Source organism: Limnobaculum zhutongyuii (assembly GCF_004295645.1).
GTDB classification, from domain to species: domain Bacteria; phylum Pseudomonadota; class Gammaproteobacteria; order Enterobacterales; family Enterobacteriaceae; genus Limnobaculum; species Limnobaculum zhutongyuii.
This window is the reverse complement of the sequence record NZ_CP034752.1, coordinates 4,391,145-4,415,310: the sequence shown is the minus strand read 5'-3', so window position 1 is coordinate 4,415,310 and position 24,166 is coordinate 4,391,145. Positions and strand designations below refer to the sequence as shown.

At 42.3% G+C, this 24,166-nt stretch carries 27 protein-coding genes, 1 tRNA gene and 2 pseudogenes; 24 read left to right on the top strand and 6 right to left on the bottom strand.

Annotated features, from left to right (window positions below):
• Positions 1–557 precede the first annotated feature (557 nt).
• The 9 genes from xylF (at position 558) to EKN56_RS19825 (ending at position 9,686) form a co-directional block, all read left to right on the top strand.
• Complete coding sequence (xylF, locus tag EKN56_RS19860) at positions 558–1,556, top strand: D-xylose ABC transporter substrate-binding protein (RefSeq protein WP_130593373.1); 999 nt, start codon at positions 558–560, stop codon at positions 1,554–1,556.
• Positions 1,557–1,634: 78 nt separating this feature from the next.
• Positions 1,635–3,161 (top strand): xylose ABC transporter ATP-binding protein, encoded by a 1,527-nt coding sequence (locus tag EKN56_RS19855; protein WP_130593372.1) that lies wholly within the window; start codon positions 1,635–1,637, stop codon positions 3,159–3,161.
• Positions 3,154–4,335 carry a xylose ABC transporter permease XylH gene (xylH, locus tag EKN56_RS19850; RefSeq protein WP_130593371.1) on the top strand — a complete coding sequence of 394 codons (1,182 nt, stop codon included), beginning with the start codon at positions 3,154–3,156 and terminating at the stop codon, positions 4,333–4,335. Before EKN56_RS19855 ends, xylH begins: the two co-directional genes overlap by 8 nt.
• A 198-nt stretch (positions 4,336–4,533) precedes the next feature.
• Positions 4,534–5,712, top strand: a complete 1,179-nt coding sequence (gene xylR / locus EKN56_RS19845) for a D-xylose utilization transcriptional activator XylR (RefSeq protein ID WP_130593370.1) — start codon at positions 4,534–4,536, stop codon at positions 5,710–5,712.
• Between the two features lie 131 nt (positions 5,713–5,843).
• Positions 5,844–5,938: transfer RNA gene (locus EKN56_RS20995), tRNA-Sec, on the top strand.
• 164 nt (positions 5,939–6,102) lie between these two features.
• A complete protein-coding gene (locus EKN56_RS19840) occupies positions 6,103–7,287 on the top strand; it encodes a tyrosine-type recombinase/integrase (RefSeq protein ID WP_130593369.1) in 1,185 nt (394 codons plus the stop codon).
• 423 nt (positions 7,288–7,710) lie between these two features.
• Positions 7,711–8,679, top strand: coding sequence for a hypothetical protein (locus tag EKN56_RS19835; protein ID WP_130593368.1), 969 nt, complete (start codon positions 7,711–7,713; stop codon positions 8,677–8,679).
• Between the two features lie 94 nt (positions 8,680–8,773).
• Positions 8,774–8,971 (top strand): helix-turn-helix transcriptional regulator, encoded by a 198-nt coding sequence (locus EKN56_RS19830; protein ID WP_130593367.1) that lies wholly within the window; start codon positions 8,774–8,776, stop codon positions 8,969–8,971.
• Between the two features lie 118 nt (positions 8,972–9,089).
• A complete protein-coding gene (locus EKN56_RS19825; RefSeq protein ID WP_130593789.1) occupies positions 9,090–9,686 on the top strand; it encodes a Rha family transcriptional regulator in 597 nt (198 codons plus the stop codon).
• A 115-nt stretch (positions 9,687–9,801) separates the two neighbouring features.
• Here EKN56_RS19825 and EKN56_RS19820 read toward each other — a convergent pair whose 3' ends face one another.
• Positions 9,802–9,984 (bottom strand): YlcI/YnfO family protein, encoded by a 183-nt coding sequence (locus tag EKN56_RS19820; protein WP_130593366.1) that lies wholly within the window; start codon positions 9,982–9,984, stop codon positions 9,802–9,804.
• 293 nt (positions 9,985–10,277) lie between these two features.
• On the opposite strand from EKN56_RS19820, the gene EKN56_RS19815 reads away from it, so the two are divergent.
• The 9 genes and pseudogenes from EKN56_RS19815 to EKN56_RS19775 all read left to right on the top strand — a co-directional run bounded on the left by EKN56_RS19815 (position 10,278) and on the right by EKN56_RS19775 (position 16,433).
• Complete coding sequence (locus EKN56_RS19815) at positions 10,278–10,511, top strand: hypothetical protein (RefSeq protein WP_130593365.1); 234 nt, start codon at positions 10,278–10,280, stop codon at positions 10,509–10,511.
• Positions 10,504–10,779, top strand: a complete 276-nt coding sequence (locus EKN56_RS19810) for a transcriptional regulator (protein ID WP_130593364.1) — start codon at positions 10,504–10,506, stop codon at positions 10,777–10,779. The genes EKN56_RS19815 and EKN56_RS19810 overlap by 8 nt, the downstream gene beginning before the upstream one ends.
• Positions 10,772–11,071 (top strand): hypothetical protein, encoded by a 300-nt coding sequence (locus EKN56_RS19805; protein ID WP_130593363.1) that lies wholly within the window; start codon positions 10,772–10,774, stop codon positions 11,069–11,071. The genes EKN56_RS19810 and EKN56_RS19805 overlap by 8 nt, the downstream gene beginning before the upstream one ends.
• Positions 11,064–11,327 (top strand): hypothetical protein, encoded by a 264-nt coding sequence (locus tag EKN56_RS19800; RefSeq protein ID WP_130593362.1) that lies wholly within the window; start codon positions 11,064–11,066, stop codon positions 11,325–11,327. Before EKN56_RS19805 ends, EKN56_RS19800 begins: the two co-directional genes overlap by 8 nt.
• Positions 11,328–11,424: 97 nt before the next feature.
• Positions 11,425–11,793 (top strand): hypothetical protein, encoded by a 369-nt coding sequence (locus EKN56_RS19795; RefSeq protein ID WP_130593361.1) that lies wholly within the window; start codon positions 11,425–11,427, stop codon positions 11,791–11,793.
• Positions 11,793–12,407 (top strand): hypothetical protein, encoded by a 615-nt coding sequence (locus tag EKN56_RS19790; RefSeq protein WP_130593360.1) that lies wholly within the window; start codon positions 11,793–11,795, stop codon positions 12,405–12,407. The genes EKN56_RS19795 and EKN56_RS19790 overlap by 1 nt, the downstream gene beginning before the upstream one ends.
• 10 nt (positions 12,408–12,417) lie before the next feature.
• The gene (locus EKN56_RS19785) at positions 12,418–15,099 is read left to right on the top strand and encodes a TOPRIM and DUF927 domain-containing protein (protein WP_130593359.1); all 2,682 of its coding nucleotides are present in this window, start codon (positions 12,418–12,420) and stop codon (positions 15,097–15,099) included.
• A 53-nt stretch (positions 15,100–15,152) separates the two neighbouring features.
• Positions 15,153–15,540, top strand: a pseudogene (locus EKN56_RS19780) (single-stranded DNA-binding protein).
• Between the two features lie 110 nt (positions 15,541–15,650).
• Positions 15,651–16,433 (top strand): antitermination protein, encoded by a 783-nt coding sequence (locus tag EKN56_RS19775; RefSeq protein WP_130593358.1) that lies wholly within the window; start codon positions 15,651–15,653, stop codon positions 16,431–16,433.
• A gap of 553 nt (positions 16,434–16,986) precedes the next feature.
• Here the strand turns inward: EKN56_RS19775 and uspF are convergent.
• Together uspF and EKN56_RS19755 are read right to left on the bottom strand one after the other, a co-directional pair.
• Positions 16,987–17,424 (bottom strand): universal stress protein UspF, encoded by a 438-nt coding sequence (gene uspF / locus EKN56_RS19765; protein ID WP_130593356.1) that lies wholly within the window; start codon positions 17,422–17,424, stop codon positions 16,987–16,989.
• Between the two features lie 503 nt (positions 17,425–17,927).
• Entirely contained in the window at positions 17,928–18,545 is a 618-nt protein-coding gene (locus EKN56_RS19755; protein WP_130593354.1) for a YagU family protein, read from the bottom strand.
• A 553-nt stretch (positions 18,546–19,098) separates the two neighbouring features.
• On the opposite strand from EKN56_RS19755, the pseudogene EKN56_RS20990 reads away from it, so the two are divergent.
• The 5 genes and pseudogenes from EKN56_RS20990 to lysC all read left to right on the top strand — a co-directional run bounded on the left by EKN56_RS20990 (position 19,099) and on the right by lysC (position 21,343).
• Positions 19,099–19,176, top strand: a pseudogene (locus EKN56_RS20990).
• Between the two features lie 885 nt (positions 19,177–20,061).
• Positions 20,062–20,397 carry a phage holin, lambda family gene (locus EKN56_RS19750; RefSeq protein WP_130593353.1) on the top strand — a complete coding sequence of 112 codons (336 nt, stop codon included), beginning with the start codon at positions 20,062–20,064 and terminating at the stop codon, positions 20,395–20,397.
• Positions 20,387–20,806: a structural protein gene (locus EKN56_RS19745; RefSeq protein ID WP_130593352.1), complete on the top strand. Its 420-nt coding sequence runs from the start codon at positions 20,387–20,389 to the stop codon at positions 20,804–20,806. The genes EKN56_RS19750 and EKN56_RS19745 overlap by 11 nt, the downstream gene beginning before the upstream one ends.
• Positions 20,803–21,177: a DUF2570 domain-containing protein gene (locus EKN56_RS19740; RefSeq protein WP_130593351.1), complete on the top strand. Its 375-nt coding sequence runs from the start codon at positions 20,803–20,805 to the stop codon at positions 21,175–21,177. The genes EKN56_RS19745 and EKN56_RS19740 overlap by 4 nt, the downstream gene beginning before the upstream one ends.
• Positions 21,131–21,343: an Rz1-like lysis system protein LysC gene (gene lysC, locus EKN56_RS21740; RefSeq protein WP_456085567.1), complete on the top strand. Its 213-nt coding sequence runs from the start codon at positions 21,131–21,133 to the stop codon at positions 21,341–21,343. The genes EKN56_RS19740 and lysC overlap by 47 nt, the downstream gene beginning before the upstream one ends.
• An 887-nt stretch (positions 21,344–22,230) precedes the next feature.
• On the opposite strand, the gene EKN56_RS19735 is transcribed toward lysC, so the two are convergent.
• Together EKN56_RS19735 and EKN56_RS19730 are read right to left on the bottom strand one after the other, a co-directional pair.
• Complete coding sequence (locus tag EKN56_RS19735; RefSeq protein WP_130593350.1) at positions 22,231–22,545, bottom strand: BON domain-containing protein; 315 nt, start codon at positions 22,543–22,545, stop codon at positions 22,231–22,233.
• 241 nt (positions 22,546–22,786) lie between these two features.
• On the bottom strand, positions 22,787–23,023 hold the full coding sequence (locus EKN56_RS19730; protein ID WP_130593349.1) for a hypothetical protein: 237 nt from the start codon (positions 23,021–23,023) through the stop codon (positions 22,787–22,789).
• A gap of 121 nt (positions 23,024–23,144) precedes the next feature.
• Here EKN56_RS19730 and EKN56_RS21675 point away from each other — a divergent pair, with 121 nt between their 5' ends.
• Positions 23,145–23,306, top strand: a complete 162-nt coding sequence (locus tag EKN56_RS21675; RefSeq protein ID WP_218652004.1) for a YnfU family zinc-binding protein — start codon at positions 23,145–23,147, stop codon at positions 23,304–23,306.
• 89 nt (positions 23,307–23,395) lie between these two features.
• Here the strand turns inward: EKN56_RS21675 and EKN56_RS19725 are convergent, their stop codons facing one another.
• Complete coding sequence (locus tag EKN56_RS19725) at positions 23,396–23,689, bottom strand: hypothetical protein (protein WP_130593348.1); 294 nt, start codon at positions 23,687–23,689, stop codon at positions 23,396–23,398.
• Positions 23,690–24,166 lie beyond the last annotated feature (477 nt).

The following is a 24,166-nucleotide window of genomic DNA, read 5'->3' as shown; positions in this document are numbered from 1 at the left end:
GTATTTAGGTCATTCGGTCAAGTGCATTAAGCGCAATTTATTTTTTATTGAAACAACAAGCTGAATAAATAATAAAATTGCGTTATTACATTTTTTTAAAAATATAAATGGACGCAGTTTTAGCGCTATTAGTTTTATATGGAGGGAATCATAGAACTTTAAAAAAAGGAGGGTTATTCCTAGATTTGAATAGTGAATTACGAAATTTAACTACTGTGATTATGCTCACAATAATAAGCCATGAAACGGTAAGATGATTATTTTGTGGGGTGTTTGTTTTTATGGTTTTATAAGAATATTGTATTTATATACAATTGGTTATGTTTTATTTTTAAAATCAAAACATTCATTTGTTTTTTTATTTTATTAGTAAAACATGACCTCTCTCAAAAAAATGAAAATAAACTAAAAAACGTAATAACGGGGTAAGAATCTGTAATTGATACTCTGGTTATAACTGATAACACTATAGTGGTTAAATATTTATCGGTAATAAATAGAAACGGGGAAATACCCAGTTTCACTGAAATAGCTTAACCAAAATAGGATGTTATCAAATGAAATTAAAGCATGTTTTACTTGCCGTTTGTGCATCGCTGGCGCTATCAGGACACATGGTAAATGCCAAAGAAGTCAAAATAGGTATGGCGATTGACGATCTGCGTTTAGAACGCTGGCAGAAAGATCGCGATATCTTTGTCAAAAAAGCCGAGTCGCTAGGGGCCAAAGTCTTTGTACAGTCTGCCAACGGTAACGAAGAGACCCAAATGTCGCAGATTGAAAACATGATTAACCGTGGCGTAGATGTACTGGTGATCATTCCTTACAACGGTCAGGTACTAAGCAACGTTATTGCAGAAGCTAAACGCGAAGGCATCAAAGTACTGGCTTATGACCGCATGATTAACGATGCGGATATCGATTTTTATATCTCCTTTAACAATGAAAAAGTGGGTGAGTTACAGGCTCAGAGTCTGGTTGAGCGTGTACCTCAGGGGAACTACTTCCTGATGGGCGGCTCACCGGTGGATAACAACGCCAAGCTGTTCCGTCAGGGGCAGATGAACGTGCTTAATCCTCTGATTAAAGAAGGGAAAATCAAGATAGTTGGCGACCAGTGGGTTGATGCATGGTTAGCAGAAAACGCGTTGAAAATTATGGAAAACGCCTTAACCGCTAACAATAACAAAATTGATGCAGTGGTTGCCTCCAATGACGCCACCGCCGGTGGTGCGATTCAGGCACTGGTAGCACAAGGACTGTCGGGGAAAGTGGCTATCTCCGGTCAGGATGCCGACCTTGCCGGTATCAAGCGTATCGTTGCCGGCACTCAAACCATGACGGTGTATAAGCCAATCAGCAAGCTGGCAAATGATGCGGCAGAGATTGCGGTAGAAATGGGTAAAGGCGAGACGCCAAAAGCCAACGCCACCCTGAATAACGGTAAAAAGGATGTGCCATCTTATCTGCTGACGCCAATTCAGGTGGATAAATCCAACATCGATTCAACGGTTGTGGCCGATGGCTTCCACAGCAAAGAGAGCATCTATAACTGATTTTCCTGCAATCGGGTGCCGCACAAGTGGCACCCAGCATCAGCTTAATGGTCGTTATCGCTTTGTGGAGTACATGTGATGCCACATCTGTTAGAAATGAAAAATATCACCAAGGCTTTTGGTGATATCAAAGCCGTCGATGACATCTCTTTAACGTTAGATGCCGGGCAGGTGCTCTCCTTGTGCGGGGAGAATGGCTCCGGTAAATCAACGCTAATGAAGGTGTTGTGCGGTATCTATCCTTACGGTCAGTATCAGGGTGATATTCTGTTTTCTGGTGACGTCATACAGGCAAAAACCATTCGCGATACCGAACAGAAAGGCATTGCCATCATTCACCAGGAACTGGCTCTGGTGAAAGAGATGACCGTGCTGGAGAATATTTTCCTTGGTTCGGAACGCGGGCGTTTTGGCATCATGGATTACGACAGCATGTTTTTACGCTGTCAGCGTCTGTTACAGCAGGTGAAGCTGGCGGTCAGTCCGGATACCAAAGTGGGTGAGTTGGGGTTAGGCCAACAGCAACTGGTGGAAATCGCCAAAGCGCTGAATAAGCAAGTTCGCCTGCTGGTACTGGATGAGCCCACCGCATCACTGACGGAAAGCGAAACTGAAATTCTGCTGAATATCATTCGCGATCTGCAAAGTCATGACATTGCCTGTATCTACATCTCTCACAAACTGAACGAAGTGAAAGCCATCTCCGATCTGATTTGCGTCATTCGCGATGGCAAACATATTGGCACCCGTCAGGCCAGTGAGATGAGCGAAGACGACATTATTGCCATGATGGTAGGTCGTGAGCTAAAAGAACTCTACCCTCAATCAGAACACACTATTGGTGAAGAGGTGCTGCGGGTGGATAACCTGACCGCCTGGCATCCGATTAACCGCCATATTCGTCGGGTGAATAATGTCACTTTCTCGCTGCATAAAGGGGAGATTCTGGGCATTGCCGGATTGGTGGGCGCAGGAAGAACCGAAACCGTTCAGTGCCTGTTTGGTGCCTATCGCGGGCGCTGGGAAGGGGAAATTAAAGTTGGTGGCAAAGCGGTAAAAATTCGCAACTGTCAGGACGCCATCAGCCACGGTATCGCCATGGTGCCGGAAGATCGTAAGAAAGATGGAATTATCCCGGTGATGGGCGTTGGTGCCAATATGACGCTGGCAGCGCTGGACGATTTTAGCGGCTGGCTGAGCATACTGGACGATGCCAAAGAGCAGTCCACCATTCAGCAATCTATTGAGCGGTTGAAGGTCAAAACCTCATCGCCGGAATTAGCCATTGCCCGCCTGAGCGGCGGTAATCAGCAAAAAGCCATTCTGGCTAAGTGTCTGTTACTTAATCCTAAAATTCTGATTCTGGATGAACCAACCCGGGGCATTGATATCGGTGCCAAATATGAAATTTATAAGCTGATTAATCAACTGGTTGAGCAGGGTATTGCCCTGATTGTTATCTCTTCAGAATTACCCGAAGTGCTGGGCCTTAGCGACCGGGTATTAGTGATGCACGAAGGCTGTATTAAAGCGGATTTAGCCAACCGGTCTTTGACACAAGAACAGATTATGGAAGCGGCACTCAGGAGTGAACAACATGTCTAATGAAACATTATCAACCACGGGAAATACCGGCGGAAAAGCCGCCGGTCCGGCTCAGCCTAAGCGCGTGAACCTGCAGGTTTTCGTGATGCTGGCCGCCATTGTGGTGATCATTCTGTTTTTCAGCGTAGCAACGGATGGCGCCTACATCAGCGCACGTAATATCTCTAACCTGCTGCGCCAGACGGCGATTACCGGCATTCTGGCGGTAGGGATGGTGTTTGTCATTATTTCGGCGGAGATTGACCTGTCGGTTGGCTCGATGATGGGGCTGCTCGGCGGAGCAGCGGCGATTTTTGATGTTTGGTTTGGTTGGCCTTTGCCGCTGACGATTGTTGTCACGCTGGTGATGGGGCTGTTATTAGGCGCATGGAACGGCTGGTGGGTTGCCTATCGCAAAGTGCCGTCATTTATCGTTACGCTGGCAGGAATGCTGGCCTTCCGCGGAATTTTGGTCGGGATCACCAACGGTACTACGGTTTCCCCAACCAGTAATGCCATGTCGCAAATTGGTCAAAGCTATCTACCGGACAGCCTGGGTTTTGGTATTGGTATCGGCGTGATGGTGCTGTTTGTTATCTGGCAATGGCGTCAGCGGGCGCACCGTGAAGCACTGGGATTGCCGGTGCCGGGTAAAGGCAGCGATGTGGGGCGTCAGGCCATCACCGCCGTGATCCTGTTAGGGGCTATTTACCTGCTGAATGATTATCGTGGTGTACCAACGCCGGTACTGATTCTGGCTGCGCTGATGATGGTGGGTATCTTTATGGCAACCCGCACTGCATTTGGCCGTCGTATTTATGCCATTGGTGGCAATATTGATGCGGCCCGACTGTCAGGTATTAACGTTGAACGGACCAAGCTGGCGGTGTTTGCGATTAATGGACTTATGGTGGCGATTGCTGGTTTGATCCTCAGTTCTCGTTTAGGGGCGGGGTCACCTTCGGCGGGTAACATTGCCGAGCTGGATGCCATTGCTGCCTGCGTTATTGGCGGAACCAGTCTGGCAGGTGGTGTGGGCAGCGTTGCCGGGGCGGTGATGGGGGCATTTATTATGGCATCACTGGATAACGGCATGAGTATGCTGGATGTTCCGACCTTCTGGCAGTACATCGTTAAAGGTGCCATTTTACTGTTGGCCGTGTGGATGGATTCTGCCACTAAAAAACGCGCCTGATAGATTGGTCTGGCGGCTCCGTACATATTTTCAGCTATGGGTTTATTGGTTAGCTGAAAAGTGTGCGGAGCGTTGTATTTTCAGCAGTGTGACCTGACAGGCTATGGATAATTGTGTTACTCCATTCAACCTGAACAGAGGGTTGCCGACCCAGCGGCAGTGGTGATTTATCTTGTGTTGATCGGGAAATTGAACGCCATGTTTGAAAAACGCTTCCGTATTACGCTGTTGTTTAATGCCAATAAGGTTTATGACCGGCAGATTATTGAAGGTGTTGGCGAGTACTTACAGGCTTCTCAATGCGATTGGGATATCTTTATCGAAGAAGATTTTCGCTGCCGCATAGACAGCGTTAAAGACTGGCTGGGTGATGGGGTGATTGCCGATTTTGACGATCCGGAAATCGAGCAGGCGCTAAGCCAGGCCAATATACCGGTAGTGGGCGTTGGCGGTTCTTATCATCGACCCGAGGATTATCCTCCGGTTCATTATATTGCTACCGACAACCATGCTCTGGTCAGCACCGCCTTTATGCACTTAAAGGAGAAGGGACTAAACCACTTTGCCTTTTACGGACTACCACACCATATCTCTCATCGCTGGGCAACGGAGCGGGAGCATGCTTTCCGTCAGTTGGTTACTGAAGGAAATTACCGTCACTCTATTTTTCAGGGAATGGAAACCGCGCCGGAAAACTGGAAGCACGCTCAGAACCGCCTGGCGGATTGGTTACAGAACCTGCCAGCCCATACGGGAATTATTGCGGTTACCGATGCCCGCGCTCGTCATTTGCTACAGGTGTGTGAACATATGGATATCGCGGTACCAGAAAAGATGTGCGTTATTGGCATTGATAATGAAGAGCTGACCCGCTATTTGTCGCGGGTGGCACTCTCTTCGGTGGCGCAGGGTTCTCGTCAGATGGGCTATCAGGCGGCCAAGCTGTTGCATAAGCTGCTGAAGCAGGGTGATTTTCCGGTTCAGCGCATTTTGGTACCACCAGTGAAAGTGGTGGAGCGCCGCTCAACGGATTACCGTTCGCTGCACGATCCGGCAGTGATTCAGGCGATGCATTTTATCCGCTACCATGCCTGTAAGGGCATTAAAGTGGAGCAAGTGCTGGATGCAGTCGGTATTTCCCGCTCTAATCTTGAAAAGCGCTTTCGTGATGAAACCGGCAATACTATTCATGGCCTGATCCATCAGGAGAAGTTGAATCGGGCCAGCGAGTTTCTGGCTGCCAGTACCCTGTCGATTAACGAGATTTCCCAGATGTGCGGTTATCCATCGTTACAGTATTTCTATTCGGTATTTAAGAAAGAGTACGGCATCACGCCAAAAGAGTATCGGGATAAGTTCGGCGAGCTGGTGTATTGATTGCGGTTTGCGGTGGTTGTGAGCACGCGCAAAAACCGCAAGTTACGAGAAAAATTAGCAGTTCCATCCCATTCGTTTAACGGTATAATCGACGGGCTCATCTGTTACAGCACTTCTGTTGCTTCTAAAACGGAAGGTCATCGTCCCCGGTGGGGCGGCTGGACTTCAAATCCAGATGGGGCCGCCAGCGGTCCCTGGCAGGTTCGACTCCTGTGACTTTCCGCCACTTCATGTCTTTTTACATCTCACAAAGTCTACAAAACCCTTATTTAATCAGTGTTAAAGACCCGCCTTAGTATCTTGATGTATTTTATAGTCTATTGAAATCTACGGTCATCTGGGGGTACATTTGGGGGTACATTTTATACCCCCAAAAAGAGATACCCCCAAATGAAGCTAAATGCCCGCCAGGTGGAGACTAGCAAGCCGAAAGAGAAAGACTATAAGCTCACTGATGGAGGAGGTCTGTATTTATTGGTTAAAGCGAATGGTTCTAAATATTGGCGGTTGAAGTATCGAATTGCGGGCAAAGAAAAATTACTTGCTGTAGGGGTGTATCCAGATACCTCTTTGGCTGATGCCAGGTTAAAACGTGAAGAAGCTCGAAAACTGATTGCTGCTGGTGAAGATCCCAGTGAACAGAGGAAGGCAGAAAAACAGGCACAGAAAGTATCAGTAGAGAACACATTCGAAGCTATTGCCAGAGAATGGCATAAATCCAAAGCTGATCGTTGGTCTATTCGCTATCGTGACGAGATTATTAGTACTTTTGAGGGTGATATATTTCCGTTTATTGGTAAGCGCCCTATTGCGGATATAAAGCCTATGGAGTTGCTAGAGACGTTAAGACGAATGGAGAAACGTGGGGCTCTGGAAAAGCTGCGTAAGGTTCGTCAGCGTTGTGGTGAAGTATTTCGCTATGCCATTGTTACCGGAAGGGCTGAATATAATCCAGCTCCCGATCTCGCTACTGCATTAACTCCTCATAAAAAGAATCACTTTCCATTCTTAAAAGCTGATGAGCTCCCTCATTTTCTCCGTGACCTATCCGGCTATACAGGTAGTGTCATTACTAAATTGGCAACAAAGTTCCTGATGCTAACAGCAGTCAGAACGCAAGAGATGCGTTTTACGCGATGGGAAGATATCGATTTTGAACATGGTATTTGGCATGTTCAGGTTGAAATAATGAAGAAGCGTCGCCCTCATACGGTTCCATTATCATGCCAGGCTATTGATGTACTTCACCAGTTACAGCCTATTACTGGCCGTTACCCTCTGGTCTTTATTGGTAGAAATGACCATCGCAAACCCATCAGCAAAGAGAGTGTTAATCAGGTTATCGAGCTTTTAGGATATAAAGGCCGAACTACTGGACACGGCTTTAGGCATACCATGAGCACAATTCTAAATGAGCAAGGCTATAACTCTGATTGGATTGAAATACAGCTTGCTCACGTCGATAAGAATAGCACCCGCGGGACTTATAACCACGCTCAGTATCTGGATGGGCGAAGAGAAATGCTCCAGTGGTACGCGGACTATCTGGATAGATTGGAATGTGACGGTAAATAATTTTTCTATACGCGCGAGAAAACAGGTCGGGTAAGTCGGGTAGTCGGGTAAATAAAATAAAAGGTATCTATATCAGTTAATTATATCTTTCAAGTTACCCGACCTATACCCGACTTAGGGGCCATTTACCCGACCTATACCCGACTTAGGGGCCATTTACCCGACCTATTAACTTAAATCGCACTTTCTGGTAGGTAACTCCGTGGTGTCATCATTCATGAGGTAGCGATAATGTGATTTATGGCACATTAGGCAATCGGACTTAAGCTGGATATATAGACAGTGGTAAACTATAGTAGACGTTGATTTATATGTATAATGAATTGAAAGAACAAGGTTATGCCTAGGTTCGCTACCGAAAACCAGTACACCTCTACTGGCTGGCATAATCTCTACTGAATGATAGAGGGCAAGAGGTGGTGTGTGGTTAAAAGTAAATTGTTAAAAGTAAAAAAATGGGTTGATTTAAATGAAGCCGCATCAAGATTATCTATCGCTCTTAATGAACCAGTTAACGCTTTAGACTTGTTGGAACTTGCTCTTGATGGCGAGTTGGTTTTATCCGTTAAATTCCCTTTTGACAAAAAATATGTTGCTAAAAAAATGTGGGAGATACACACCCCTATGGGTGAGAGGATGAGAAAGTTATTTTCATTTTCCTGTTTCTTTTCTGGCAAAGATGAAAATGATGTTAATTATATCGAAAAAGAAAATGAATATTTAATAGCGAAACATAAAGAATTTTTAGAGAAAAGCCATGGCTGTGAGTTATCTGAGGAACAAAAAACATTTGATTACTATTGTAATAGTGTACAAATGGTTGAATGGAAATATGGCGAAATTGATTATTTAGAAGAACAAATATATGAACTATCGATGTTAGGTTCTGAATCCATTGATATTATGTGGTTAATTCAAGCAAATAAAAATAAGGAAATGGACGAGCTGACAAACCTTGATGGAGTTATCTTAAGGGATAACGATGGTATTCTTTATAATTTGCAAGAAAAATTTGATGAAAAGTATATTAATAAAAATCGTGATGATGAAGCATTAGACCCATTAGATAAATTAAATAAGATATTCAAATTGAATGGGAGTCATTATTTTCCTGCTGGTGGACTCCCTTCTGGATGTGAAATAGGAATGTCTCCGGCTAACATGTCAAAATTTGAAGCAAGGTTATCAGAGGACGAATCCGCGTTTTCTGAATCTCAGCTTTTAACTGTTATAGGAGCAGTTCTTAAAGAGATAACAACATCAGAAGCCAGGAAGTGGACTCAGGGCGACCTTGCTTCTCGTATAGATGATAAAAAGATGGCAAATCTTAGCGAGAGAGTTATAAATGGTGTCTTTGCAAATGCAAATAAACATTTAAAATCAATTAATTAATTTTGCATGCAATGACGAGATTATCTTTCAATAACTATATTCACCCTGTTATCTCAACGTCCACCCGCGACAATAAACAGAAACAGGAGAATACATGTCACAATCACTCATTCGCTTATCAGAAGTCCGCCGCCGTACTGGTTATAGTAAGGCATGGATTTATCGCCTTATTAGTCAGAAACGCTTTCCTCAATCCGTCAAGATTGGCATCCGTTCTATTGCTTTCGTTGAGAGCGAAATTGACGAATGGATTAATCAGCGTATCGCTGAGTCTCGTAAGGAGGTTGCTTAATTTTATGAGCTATATCTTCAGTATTAGTTATTACGCAATAACCTTATTTAACGGGAAATAAATCATGAAAATGAAAAATTCTGGCTTAATTGCCAGCGGCCAAACTCAATCTGAATTTATGCATTATGGTATTTCTGTAAGCCCCACGCCAACTATGAGCAGTCTCGAGATGGTTGATTACATCAATGCTGATCGTAAAGAAAAAGCAGTGATGGAAGGGCTTCATTTTCCTTCTAAGAAATATCGTAAGTTATCTCATAAAAACTTTATGGCAAAGGTGCCGAAAGTCCTTGGGGAAACATCAGCTAAATTTTTAGCCGATGATTCTTATGTTGTAGGAAATGGGGCTGTGAGTACCCGTAGTATTTATCAATTTCCGAAACGTGAAGCTTGTCTGATGGCAATGAGTTACAGCTATGAATTGCAAGCTCAAGTATTCGATCATATGACAACCTTGGAAGGTAGCAAAGATATTAACCTGCTAGATTTTTCCGGGCTAACCGATATGGCAATTATAGAAATGCAGAATAGAGTCGTTTTGGCTGAGAGATTTTCATTCGAACGACATGGACAACACGGTAGTTCTCTAATGCATTTGCGTAAACGTGAAAAGAAAGCCATCAAGAAAGCGGAATTACTGGTGAAACAGTTTATTCAATACAGCTTAGGGCTTGAGGACTTCCCTAAAGTAAATTACCAGGCTCTAGAGGTTTAATTATGGATTGCTTGATATTAATTTTAGCTATTTCAGCTAATGTTGGATTAGCCCACTTAGCTAATCAAGTGAAGGATATGAAAAGGGGTAGCGAGAAGAGTACTACCCGTAATGTTTATTCTTTATCTTGTTCTGACTTCAGTTTTTGTCCGCAAGCATCTAGTACCCATGCAGAAAAATTAGCATTCGGATTATCTTTTTTTTCTCGTTCAACGCAGGCATCTATTTCCTCAATTAGCTCATGTGGAAAACGGATATTCTTTTTTGCAGATTTATTGTTTGTATTACCACTAGGCATGCTAGCTCCTCAGTATTGCTATAGCTATGTGCGCACAAAATACAATAAAAATAATAGAAATGTAAGTATTGACATGTGCGCACACATAAGGCTAATCTGTGCGCACAATTTGGGTGTTAGGTCTTATAATGAACAATGCCCCAGAGTGCTGCAACACATCTGAGGCATCTAAACACATAATGTAGTTAGAGGTCACACTATGGCATTAAATAATAGTACCAAACCTGTATTAATTTTACAGGATAGTTTTTATCTGCCCATAGTGATCTTTGGAAAAACAACAGGAGGTCAATATGTTAGCAGATAAGGCGTTAGTTAAAAAAGCTAGGTTTTGTATAAAAGTTATTCCAAACGAATGGGGATGGAGACTAGCTAATCATAAGCTGAAAGAGGCTTATGGAATCTTTGATGAACCACCTGTGCCAAATATTGGTGATATCAATGGCAATTTTGTTTGTATCTATTCCGATCCAATTTCCGGTGATTATGAATTTGCTCATAGAAGTAAGGTGGTTTGTCATGCATGAATATTCTCTTGATAGTTACTACAACGCTATGGATCGTATTAATACTATTATCGGCAATGCTGAGACATCAATAGTAAATACGGTCGATAATCTTTCTCGTGACAGATTGTTCAGAGTACAAAAGGGCTTGCTTCATTTACTGACTGAGATAATCCCACAAATTGAAGATGAACAGAAAAAGACTGAAATACATTATTGGATTGATAGTATTTACATTATAACTCGATGCCAAGAGTGGGATTTTAATAAGGGGACAAGCTATGTGTAATCTACCAATTGTTCATAAAGAGTCTTTTTCAGAGAAACCGTTAATTGAAAAGAGAGATTTTCGCTGTATTAGTGAATTCAATGATGTAGAACGACTTGCTTATTACGCAAATGCTGCAAAGACATATGCTAAACAGATTAGAGAACTTTATATCGGGTTATTGGATACGCCATTAAGGAAGGCCGATATAGCTACAGCGGCACGTATGTGGTCACTTACTCAAGAGCTACAAGTAATGGTGGGTTTAACTGTGAATGGTATTGAAAAAGTTACAGGAGTAAGACATGAATAATTCACAATGCGTTATGGCTGTCCATCCTATGGATGGCGATTCCTTAGCAAAAATTTATACATGGGATGTATCTGATAATGGGGTTGAATACCAGATTCTTATTAGAAAAGGAAATTATTGGCATGAAGATATTTCTTTTATTGAAAGTGAGATTGAGTCAGTGCTTGAAATGGGACTACTTAATAAGTACCCAAAAGGTGTGAATAGATACTTTAAAAGATTATTTGAATATCAGAGAGAATATTTAATTAACTAAATAAAATTCATTTATAACTAATTAGCTATTTTAATTTTTATTACGGTTCCCCCACCGGGGGATCGCTCGGCCAAAATCTGGGAAGAAGAATATATTTATGAGCACTCAAATTAAATTAAATCGTAAGCATATTGCACAGGCTTTTCTTGATTATTGTCGGTGTAGAAACGGTGGTCATTCAGTAATGGCTGTAACCGTAGGAAGTCAGAAAATTATCCTCAGTGATTTAACTGTAGATGCGATCAGCCGCTGCTTGACGGATTGTTTTGAGGTGAAGTGTTTTCAAAAGTTAGGAAGAGATAAAGCCATGCCGCAATTAATGGCGACATATTCTGGAATGTTAAATAAGGACAATACCAAACTAATGCCAGAAGGAATTGAGTTTATGAATTTGGTTATGACTAATAGTGTCGAAATCGCACTGAAGAATCCCAAAGATAATACCTTCGGACTGGAGATGTACTGATGAATAACGTCATTCAGTTTAAAAGAAATACTGTTCTTGAAGGGTACTACGTCGAAGCTAAATCTGAGGTGATAAAAATCTATCAATTGCAGTCTGACAATAAGTATCACGAACAGGAAGCAATTCCTTTCGCTGATGTTGCCAGACGTCTTGATGAGGGCGCGTGGGATGATAAACCTGCACTGGCGCTAAAAATCATCACCATATGGGGTAATACAATTAACCAACTTTCTGATACAGACGTGCTTTTAACCTGGCGCTGGTTAATTGCTTCGACGTTCGAGCGGGAGTTGCGGGAGAAGAATGGAGTTGTTCGGGTTGAACGCTGTCCTGATGAGTTTGTTGATTGCGCTGTGTATCGGAGTAATCAGGGGGCAATGAATATCTATTTGTCCACGGAACGTTTTGCAATGGCAAATAATATCGAAGCTGCATTAATTGAACGGTTTGGGGTAGAGCAGGGCACACGCAATGCAACTCAGTTTTACATCATGATGAGAAGCGAGGATGGCGGATTATCTGACTTTGGATGGGAAGTTCTTACTGAAATGCATGATGGTTTCCTTCAACAACTGAATGAATCCGGCATGCCGGAAGCGCCAACTGCTCACTGAGGGAAATAGCATGAAAATTATTGAAATTATCCGGTCAGTAAAAAAACAGGCTTCAGGCCGTTGGGATTATGTGCTCTCTGCTTGTGGTGTGGATGTTCCGGCAAAAGGGAAACATGGGCCTTGCCCCATCTGTGGCGGTACCGATCGCTTCCATTTTATCGATGATAACGACAACGGCGAATGGCATTGCCGTCAGTGTACAGAACCGAATTACGGTGATGGTTTGGATTTGGTTGCTCGCGTTAATCAGGCATCTATTTATGAAGCGGTAGAACGTGTGGCGAATGTGTTAAATATGGATATCCGCTCAATGAAAGTCATGTCCTCAATCCATGTCGAACCAGCCAGAAAGGAGGCTCCGAAATCAGAGGCTCAGCCTATAGCCGATAAAGTCGCAGCGTTGCTGACAAAATCTGAACTGGGACAATCTGCTTATCTGACTGCTAAGGGGCTTCAATACCCTATGCCGTTGCTTTCTGACGGATCGTTGCTGGTGGTACTGGCGAACGGCGATGGAGAGACTACCGGCGCACAGGTGATTAAACCTGATGGTAGTAAACGACTATTAGCCGACAGCACCAAGAAAGACTCATTCTTTGTTGTTAACCCATTGATTAATGCAGAGACCGTCACCTTGGCGGAGGGATTAGCCACGGCGTTATCTGTTCATCTTATGTTCCCTGATGCGCTGACTGTAGTAGCTATCGATGCTGGCAACCTTATTCATGTGGCTAAGGTGATGAGAAACCGCTATCCGGAGGCAAAAATTATTATTGCCGCTGATAACGATGTGAAACCTGATCACAAAAATGTAGGAAAAGAATCAGCAGAGAAAGCAGCCGCCTCTGTTTCGGGTTGGGTCACTCTACCACCAACAGACCACAAATCAGACTGGGATGATTACCGTCAACAGTCTGACGTATTGAGTGCAAAACAGGCTTTCGAAAATGGACTTTATCAACCCAAAGTGCAGCCCGTTCATGTTCAGTCCGGGGTAAAGCGTAAGGATGACCTAAAACCCTATGTGGATGACCGTCATGGCGGCCTGTATTGGATAGAGCCAAAGTTGGATAAAGATACGGGTGAGATTAACGACCGGGAGTCATGGCTTTCAACATCCGTTTCTGTTGTAGGTGTCGGAGAAGATGAATCTGAGCGTTATCTGGTGCTGTCATGGACACCAGAGGGCGATAAGACCGTGAAGACAGAAGCGATCCCATTAAAGGATATTGGTGAGCGCGAAGGCTGGTCACGGATGAAGGCAGGGGGATTGCTGGTGACATCTAAAACAGCACTCAAAGCTATTCTTGCCGATCACCTCCAGCGCAGTGGTGAGCGTGGGTTATGGCATGTATCGAGTGCAACCGGGTGGCAGTATGGGGCTTACATCATGCCAGACGGGGAAATTATCGGTCAGCCTGAGCATCCGGTGTTATTCAACGGTCGCTCATCAGCAGCAAAGGGCTATATCGTGAAGGGAACGCCGGAAAGCTGGCGCGAGAATGTCGGTCTGTTGGCCTCAGGCAATCCTTCGATGATGCTGGGCATTGCGTGTGCTTTTGCCGCGCCGCTGATTGGTCTTGTTGGTGCTGATGGATTCGGAGTTCATCTGTTTGGTGGTTCATCGGCAGGTAAAACGACCACAGGCAATGCAGCTACTAGTGTCTATGGTGAGCCAGAGACTTTAAAACTAACCTGGTATTCAACGGCGTTAGGGCTGGTTAACGAGGCTGCTGCCCATAACGACGGATTTATGCCTCTGGATGAAATTGGACAGGGAAGCAACCGGAGAGCCGTTGCAGAGTCTGCCTATGCTTTATTTAACGGTGTCGGCAAAATTCAGGGTGCTAAAGATGGCGGTAATCGGGAGTTGAAACGTTGGCGGGCGATGGCTTTCAGTACAGGAGAGATTGACCTTGAGAGCTACATCCGTGCGGATGGAGGAAAGATTAACGCAGGCCAGTTAGTCCGGTTGTTAAATATTCCCATCTCAAAGGCGACAGAGTTTCATGGTTTTATCGATGGTAAAGCTCATGCTGATGCAATGAAAGATGCATATCAGAATCATTACGGTGTTGTTGGACGGGCCTGGATTAAGTACCTGTGTGGACATTATAGCGAAGCTGTTACGGCAGTGCGGGATGCTGAGCGGCGTTGGCTGACCTTACCCCAGGTGGAAGCCAGCGAGCAGGTCAGGCGGGTTGCTTCCCGGTTTGCCATTCTAGAGGCAGCACTTCAATTATCCTTACCGTTGACGGGGTGGACGTCTGAGCTATGCCGTGATGCGCTTCAACATAGCTTTAATGCGTGGGCAGATGAATTCGGCACGGGTAATCGGGAGGGAAAGGCGTGGGTAGAACAAGCTGAGTCATTCCTCCAGCGATTTGGGTATAGCCGATACCTACCTTACCCAGACTCGGATCCCCGAGATTTACCAATAAAAGATTTAGCCGGGTACCGTGTTTCCAATAAAACGACTGAGACGGTTGTATTCCATACGTGGCCAGCCGTTTTTCGGGATGAAATAGCCGTTGGCGCTAACCCTGCTGCTTTTGCCCAGGCGTTGGCCAATGCCGGCATGCTGGATAAACCGAAAAAAGGATTCACGAAAAAAACACTCACGCACAATGGAAAGCAATGCCATTTCTATGTGATGACAATAATTGAATCACCAGAAAATAACGATGAATAGAGCTTTATCTGAGTAGAGCATATTTCAATATTATCCTTATGGAGTATCAAATTATGACAGTACATATTGCAGCACATGGACGATTAGTCGCTGATGTTCAGATAAAGACAACCAGTAACGGTAATCAGATGGCTTTAGGGAGAATGGCAGCAGCATTACCTTGCCATAGAGCAGAAGTAGGGACAAGTCACTCTCTGGCTGGCCATTACGGCCTTTGGTAAGCAAGCTGACTTTCTGGCCCGACACGCCAAAGGAGACCTGATTAGTGTCTCTGGTTCGATGAACGCCAACCAATGGACAGGTGGAGATGGGAAAATGAATACGGGATATCAAATATTAGCTGATTCTGTCATCAGTTCAAAGACGGTTAGAGGTGGCCGTAGTAAGAGAGCGACATCCCAGCAATCATTGGATGAAATGGAAGATGGAATCCCATTTTAATCATCGAGGAATATTGGTGTTAATGCATTGTTTCATTATACGCAATGAAATTAATATTATTTCATTTTATGGGATAATTATCCTTTATATATTAAGTCTGGGGTAATGAGATGAAACTCGAATCAGCACTTAAGCATTTTAGCCCACAAGGGATGACTATCACTGACACTCCTAATGGAACGTCAGCAGATCGTCTTACGGGAACTGATGTCATGGCTGCTATTGGGATGACAAAAGCAAAGGCGAGTTTCGGTATATCTGCATTCCTGGGTAAAACAGGGATTAGCGCTGAAGATAAGGAAAAGGCCATTCATGAGCTAATTCAATACGCTTACCAGAAAGCTCCAAAGCTGGTGGGTAAAGTTGCCGGACGTCGAATGGCTCGTTGTATGCAGATTCTGTCCACTCTCGCTTATGAGGAATATTCTCACTCAGCAGGTGCCAGTGTGACATGTCACAGTTGTTATGGAAAAGGGACTGTAGAAGTTTGGCGGGATGTTGTGAAGTATCCCGGGTATATCGGTGCTGATGGTGAAGAGAAAATACCACCAGTCATTGAACGTGAGATAGTTCGTGAACTCTGCCAGCCCTGCAACGGGAAAGGAGTAATATATAAACGTTGCCGTAACTGTAAAGGCACAGGGAAAGCGATTGATAGAGATGCGACAAAAGCTACTGGTGCGCCGGTTATTAAAGGGTGTGAACGTTGTGGAGGAAAGGGATATAGCCGGATGCCGTCATCGGTAGCTTACAGGGCGATTACCGCATTATTGCCAGACCTGAATGAAAGGACATGGCGCAGAAACTGGAAACCACTTTATGACCTATTAGTGACTAAGTGCGACATAGAAGAAGGTGTGGCGGCAGATGAATTTCAGAAAATAACGAAATAGTGATAGAGACGGATACAATATTTTTATCACAAACTTGCATTTTGTCCGAAAGTGGCGTAATTTATCTAGATAGTGGGAATTTTTAACTATATGCCACTGATAAGAATTAAGGATAAATGCAGTTAAGACTACATCTGATTAAATGACGTCTTAACACTACTTGTTGTCCTACCAAACAAACAGAGCCCTGTCAGAAATGACGGGGTTTTTTATTTGGCTGTTTTTTTTGTTATTTTGCATGACCCGTGATTTAACTAATGGATATCCTCATGTCATATCAATTGAAAACAGAATTTATAGTCATACGGTTAACAAAAGAAGAGCGGTCGATCCTGGAGTCTAAAAAGACGCATCTACTTATTGGTGATTGGTTAAAAGAATTAGCTTTTTCTGCGCCGGATCGGCAAGAGAAAACGTCTGAGTGAGATCTTCCACACCCCGTAGAACGGGGCTTTATGGCGCGTCGGGTAAAATGCCTTAGCGCCACTTGTTGTTCTGTTAATAAAGGGGCAGTTTTTATGTGAAACTACGCATTTTTTAGGCTATATGGTAATTATCGAATTACCAAAACAGGGCACTTTGCATAACGAACTATCGCAGCAGCATTTGAACCAAGAAGATAAGTGGCCATGCTTGGGCGATGTGAAGCGACAATGATAATGTCTGCTTGAATAGATTCTGCAAGTCCTAATATCCGATCTTTAGGGGAGCCTGTAGCTAAATGCGTTTCCATTCTGCTTTTTGGAATATTAAATGGTTTTATTGCTTCAGTCAGTTGTGATAACGCTTCACTTCTTATCATTTCATTATCAGGCGCCTCTGGTGAGTAGGCTAACCCTAACGAAGCATAATAAGGAAAAATGGGAATAACTGTTAGAAAATGAACGCGAGCGTTGTCATTAAGGCTAACCTGAGCTTTAACATGAGGAACAACTAGCTGGGTTAACTCAGGTGTGGAAATATCTATGGGTACTAGAATCGTGTGATACATATTACCTCCTGTTTGCTTTGCTCTCAAATTAAGTGTAGTTATTCTCTGAAAGTTGGCAATATTTCTAAATTAGGTCATATACTTTCTGTGTGTGTACAAAAAGCGGAGGTAGTATGAAATACTTTGTTCATACAGAAGCAGATGATCGTGGTCATCATACAGTGCATGTTGAAACGTGTGTTCATTTACCAGGTAAGCTCAGATGTCATGATCTTGGTGAATTTAGTAATTGTAAGGCTGCAGTAACAGAAGCAAAACGCTTAGGATATTCGCGAGTCAATGGTTGTTATTATTGCTGTAATTCATGCCATGCTACATCATGACCTGATGGGCTATAAAACTCCCGCCTTACATAGCAGGGAATAGTTTCGACTCCTCAATCTTCCGCCAATTTGAACTATCCAAGAATTTGAGGTAGTTCGCTGGTACCGGCTCCCGAACTGCTCCCCCTAGATTGGATTTTGAATCCATTTTTCGGGGGCAGTCCATCGAGTTGTTTTTTGCTATCTGGAAGGTTGGTTTAAAGGCACTTCTGGGTCTGGCTCACGAGTTATTCTATTCCGTAAATCACGACGAATAATTTCAATAGACCAAAACCAAATCAAGTGACCAAATATCTCCGAGACATTTTCATACCAAGGAAGATCGAAAAGCGGTGGTGTTAATCCCATAATAGGGAATGAAATCATATGAACAAATAATTGTGCTAATGCTCCTGCAAACAATCCCTGCCATAATTTGATTTTAGGAAACACCTCAGCAACAATACAATACCCAACCGCAAAGACAATTGAGAATATAATATGCGTTACACCAACCCAGTTAAATACGTGACCAGCAAACGTATAAACTACCGCATTAGGATCCGCTAATCCAAGCCAATCACGAAGAAAAATGTATGGGGGATTGAGAAAATTTCTAGAGCAATCTATTTGCCCCGCGACTCGGATTAATGATTCTGGCCCACAAGCGCTAGTAAACATATCTACAGGGCTGCGAGGAGGGAGAGGAACTTCTGCACCCCATTTTACAAATGCAGAAACGATACCAGCGATCACCCCTATAAACGCAGCAAGACCATAACGTCTCCGTGTTTTTGGTGTTTGTTCAAATAAATTCATCTTTATCCTTGCTTATATTAAAAAAATAAAAAAGAGATTAAATAATAAATTATGAAATAACGTGATGCACGATTTTTCTATTTAAATATCATTAAGGAACGCCAAATCGAGAGCCTCGCCATCGTGCAGGGCTTCTCGTATCTAAATGAGTCACCGGCAGTTATTAGACCCTTAGTTTCCTAGGCCAAGATCTAATAGCTGCTTCTTTATTTTAGCCCACAACCAAACGTCAACCACTCCACACAGACTCTGCACATAGTGACTAACGGCTGTGGGCTAATATTAAATATATTCTGGTTAGGGAAACGAGAAGAATAGAACCTCACCTCAGTCAAATTTGAGATACTAACTGGCATACAGTTTTATTGAGGATTTGTAGAGGGAACACTTTACGATCGTAAAAGCATTGCTATCCATTAAGAATCAAGCAAGAGAGAATCTGTTTGAATAGCGGTTTTTTTGTTGTAACTGATGATTGTAAAGTAGTCAAAGTTATGGAGCTAAATTTTTAGCCTATGTTATTGTGATTAGGCTGAAATCTTAAAAACCAATTACGCCATTAGCTTAACCGGTAGAGTAGTCAATTTTGTAGCGGAAGTTGAGAGTCGGGGTTCGATACCTCGATGGCGGATCAATCAAATATAGCCTCGCCTTGTGCGGGGCTTTTTGTTATCTGATTGGGCATTGCTTCAGCGTGAAGTATGTTTTTTCTTTACCTAAGTCATTCAGCATCCACCCTGTTGTAACTGATACTGCACACATGGCAATAACTAAGGTAATAGCAGAAAGTGACATGTTCATAAATATATCCTCATCGAAAAATACTGGTTATATTTAATTACATAATTTTAACAATGTCACTTATTTTTTAACATTAAGTGTGTTTTTAATTAAGCTGAGTCACCGGCAACTCTTAAAACCCTTAAGTTTCTCAAGCCAAGATCTAATAGCTACCTAGTTTTAATATACGCTAAAAACAAGAATGCCCGATATGGCACATAGGCATAAGATGACAAGTGTCATTAGAATAAACGCTTTTTCAAAGTTACTTATTTTCATGTTCTTTCGCCATTCTATAGTGATTATCTAATGTTATAGTTTCAAATCGAAATAATTCAAGACTCGTAAATAAGGGCGTATTCAGCCCCAGCCAAAACCAACACTCCCTCATCTATCAGAAAACGACTGATGGCTAATTCTATTAGAGGCATTCGTATTAAAATATTCAGCAGTACATTTGTATTGGCGATTTAACCGAAGATAAGTTAGTTGAATGGTTGAAGCGGCAGCATATAGCTTTGTCCTACTATATAAAATTGAAAAAAGAAAGAGCCGCACTGATAGAACGGCTCGGAGAGCTTGACTTGATTATAAGTGATTATCAACCTGAATATCATGAAGGAAAGCTGAGCTTTCCCCAGGAGCCCACTCATTATCAAGAAAGCCATCAAACGTTAGAGAATAATCATTTCTCTTTAAATTTAACGAATAATGGACACTTCCAACGGAGGTGGATATGCGTATGTATAAACAACCAGATATTTACGGAACCATCATCGCGTGGATTGCTGAACATCGAGGCGAATTACTGAGTGCTGTATTAGCAGCTCTTATGGCTTTGTTACGTGGGGCTTATGCAGGTGGCGGAAAGGCAAAGGTAATGCTTGATGCTGCTATGTGTTCAGTAATCGCGTGGTTCATTAGAGATATCCTGATGATAATTAATGTCGAGCCAGACTGGGCATTAATAACAAGTGTATTTATTGGGTATCTGGGAACTGATTTTATTGGCTCAGTTCTGAAAAAACTAATTAGTAATAAATCAGGAGCGGCAAACACAAATGGCAGCTAATCAATCACGCGGTATTAGAAATAACAATCCTGGCAATATCGACTACAACCCGGAAAATAACTGGAAAGGTCAGTTGCCATTTGATCCGGTATTAGAAAAACGCTTCTGCCGGTTCCAGTCTGCTGAATATGGTATCAGGGCATTAATGTCATTACTGGGAACATATCAACGGAAGTACAAATTAAGGACAGTAGCTGCACTAATTAACCGCTGGGCACCGACTAACGAAAATAACACGTCTGCGTACGTTAACGATGTAACTAAAGACCTTGGTGTATCACCGGTGCAGGAAATCAGTGTAAGCGATAAGAAAACAGCTATTGCGCTGGCTAAAGCTATTGTCCGGCACGAGAACGGTTCTCAACCCTATCCAGATGAGATGTTTGAAAAAGCGTTTAGCTTGCTATGAGCTTCGTTAATAAGTGGATTACTGCTGCTTTAGGTACTCTATGCGTTGTGATGTTGCTTCTTTATTGCCGCTGGTTAAGTCATCAACTAAATCAGTTGAAAAATGAGAAGCAACAGGCAGCCGTGGCGTTAGCAGAAGAACGCGCCTATTCAGCCAAAATCAGAACGCAGTACCTACAGATTCAAGAGGTTATGGATGGAGTCGCAGAACAAAAGCAGGCTAGTGAGAGTCGGGCCAAAGAGCTGCAAAAACAGCTTGTCGCAGCGCAGGCCAACAGCAAGTGCTTTAGCGTTCCTGTGCCTGACTCTGTTACTCAGCAGTTGCGTGAGCGCGCCGCCGAAATCAACGCTGCCACTACCGGTGCCAAGTAGCCTATTTAAGTCGTGCCAAGTACCTGATTATCAGGTTCAGAATTACGGTGATTATCCCGGTTATATTGCGGAACTCTTCGCAGTCATCGAGCAGTGTAATAGTCAGATATCAGCACTGAAGACGATAGAAAGAATTAGCTTCACGCTAAACAATAGTGCTAATTAAATAAAATCTAAGCGTTGTAAATACATTAAATTCGAAAGTTTTCTCCTAATAAATTCCTAATATTTTTAACTTATTGAATGCAAATCAATAATGTGATCAATATCACAAAGAATACCATGCTAGTATAAATAGCAGTTAAAATATCCTCTAACATGTTCATTATTATAATACTGCTTGTAGATATTTATTTTGAATATCAGCAGGGAAAAAGGGAGCGTATTATGGTTAGGAAAATATTATTATTATGCACATCTGGATTTATATTTATGGTGTTACCAGCAAATGCTTACCAGACAGGATGTTCTGAAAGGTGGGGAAACTGGCAATACTTGTCGTCATCGTCAAATGGAATTTTTGTTACGTGTAAATGGCGCAGACCATTTTACACAAAGTTCTGTACTACTCAGTGGGTGCCTAAAACGACTAGCGCAATGGGCTTTTGCCCGATGCCATAGCCGTGAGATGCCATAAACCTACTTCGGTGGGTTTTTCATTTAAGCCTCTTTCACAACGGCTTTTACTCTGCGTCAAACAAAAAAAGCCCCGAGAAGGGGCGTCCAATAGGTATAAAGCAAGGTATTTATTAGAATATGTACATGTAAATAACATGTTCTTTAAAGTTAGTTGATATTCAGTGAAGAGCAAGGTGAATTTGCGAGTGCGTCCAAAAAAATCCCCTCGCGAAGAGGGGAAGGAAAGAAATGAAACATATAATTATTGTATTAATCTTGAATGTCCCATCCTTGGGGTGCTCAATAAATATACTCGATTAATGACTTAATTGAAACAGTCGAGTCACAGGAACTTCATACAAAAGTAGTATGACGGCTTCCAACACAGGCGTAGAGGTAAGGGATGCTAATCTCACCTCTTTGCCATTAGGATAATTATTTCATTTGCATGTCATTTTTAATCGTCTTAACACCACTAATTTTAGATGTAATATCAATTGCCTTGTAAATATCATTTTTGGAATTAACGAAACCGCTTAGTTGTACATTTCCTTTAAAAGTTTCAACATTAATTTCAGATGATTTTAACGATGGTTCATTGAAGATAGCGGCCTTTACTTTTGTTGTAATCACTGTGTCATCGAAATATTCACCAGTACCTTCATGTTTTGCTGTTGGTGCACAACCGAGCATTGTAACTAGTACAAGAGCCATTAAAGAGGTCCCTATATATTTATTGAATATCTTCATAATAATCTCCTGATAATTTTAAGTGTTTTGATTTAGTTAGATGCGTGGAAATTGAGTGGGAATGTGTAATGATGATTAAAAAGAGCCCCCAATAGTTTATGGGGGAAATAGTTCTAAAGTGTTATACATTAATGCAAGAATTAGGATTGCATTAATAGTTATATACTCTACTTATTTGCGATTTATGCAACTTTTTTATTTTTTAGTAAAAAATCCAAATAACGAGTTTTGGTTGTTTTATTTATATGTGCCCATGTACATTCTGATTATCCTTTAAAACTGCGATTGCAGTTTGCATAGCAATCCTGTCGTTGAGCTTCATTTTTTTAGCGGCCTGAACGACATATAAATATTCAATCAGGGTTCTGGTGTTGATTGGACGGCCTTGCCTTACGACTGCGATGATAGCAGTCCCGAGTATTAGTTTGACTGAGGGTAATTGAGATGGATACCAGGCTAAAGTTTCTGATGATTTCATTTGATACTCCTGAATAGGGCACCAAATATAGCACAATATGATAGTTCATTCATTGTATAAAAAACTATCAAAAGTGAGAGTGTGATACAATAAGACTCATTCGCCAAAGAGGTAGAATATTATGTCTTATCTTCATGAAATGATGCAGAAGATGAAGGAACGTACTTCTACAGTAGAGTGCCCTTTATGTAAGGAAAATTCAAAGCAATCGACGCTGAAAATTTCTCAGGAGCTTGTGTTATGTTGCCCGCATTGTAGGGGGTTATTCGTCATTCATCGGTAAGGATATCTTGATATTAAAATGCGAATAATTATTAGCCCCAGCATCTGCTGGGGTTTTTTCATTTCAATCTCTTTCACAATGGATTTTATTCATAGTTCTAAATGAAGTATTTCAGCGCCAATAATCTTTGATTCATTACCAGTCTCAACCACTGTAGTTAGTCGGACTGGAATACCATTAAGTTTAACTTTCTTTTTTGTCGGTCTTTCTAGTTCAAACTCATCAGGCAACTCAAGAGAATCTTCCACTGAGGGATTGCAGTTGGTCATTGCAATAAGATAAATCAGGTTAGGCGAATCAGGGGAATTAGCTCGAACAAAGACGACTTTAGGGTTATTTAATGGCTTATTACTTTTTGATATCTGGCTAATAGTCAGTTTCATAACACCCCCGAAGTAATAGAGAAGGATTGTACTGTTAAAAAAGCCCCAAGAAGGGGCTACCAAGATGGTTTAAAGCAAGGCGGTTCTAAAGGCATGTACAGGTAGGTAACATGCTATCTAAGGGTAGTTGGTATTCAACGAAGAACAAGGTGAGCTTACATTTGCTCATAAAAAATCCCCTCACGAAGAGGGGAAGGAAAGGAATTAAACATATATGATTTTACGTTATGCTTTGATTATGTCATAGAGTGATTAAATAATCATCTATTGCTGATTGGTTGCCGGGTGTCAACTGGACCCTATATAAAAGACCGGGCATATTCCCCTTGCAGGTATTGTATTACGCCTCTCCACCCAACATCAGGTCGTTGATTTTAGTTTAGAATATTTCATATATCCAGATATTGAGCTATTTTTTATGTTTGGAGAGCGAAAAATAAGAGCCCCACGGGACAAGCGCAGGGTTCTTTAGTTTTA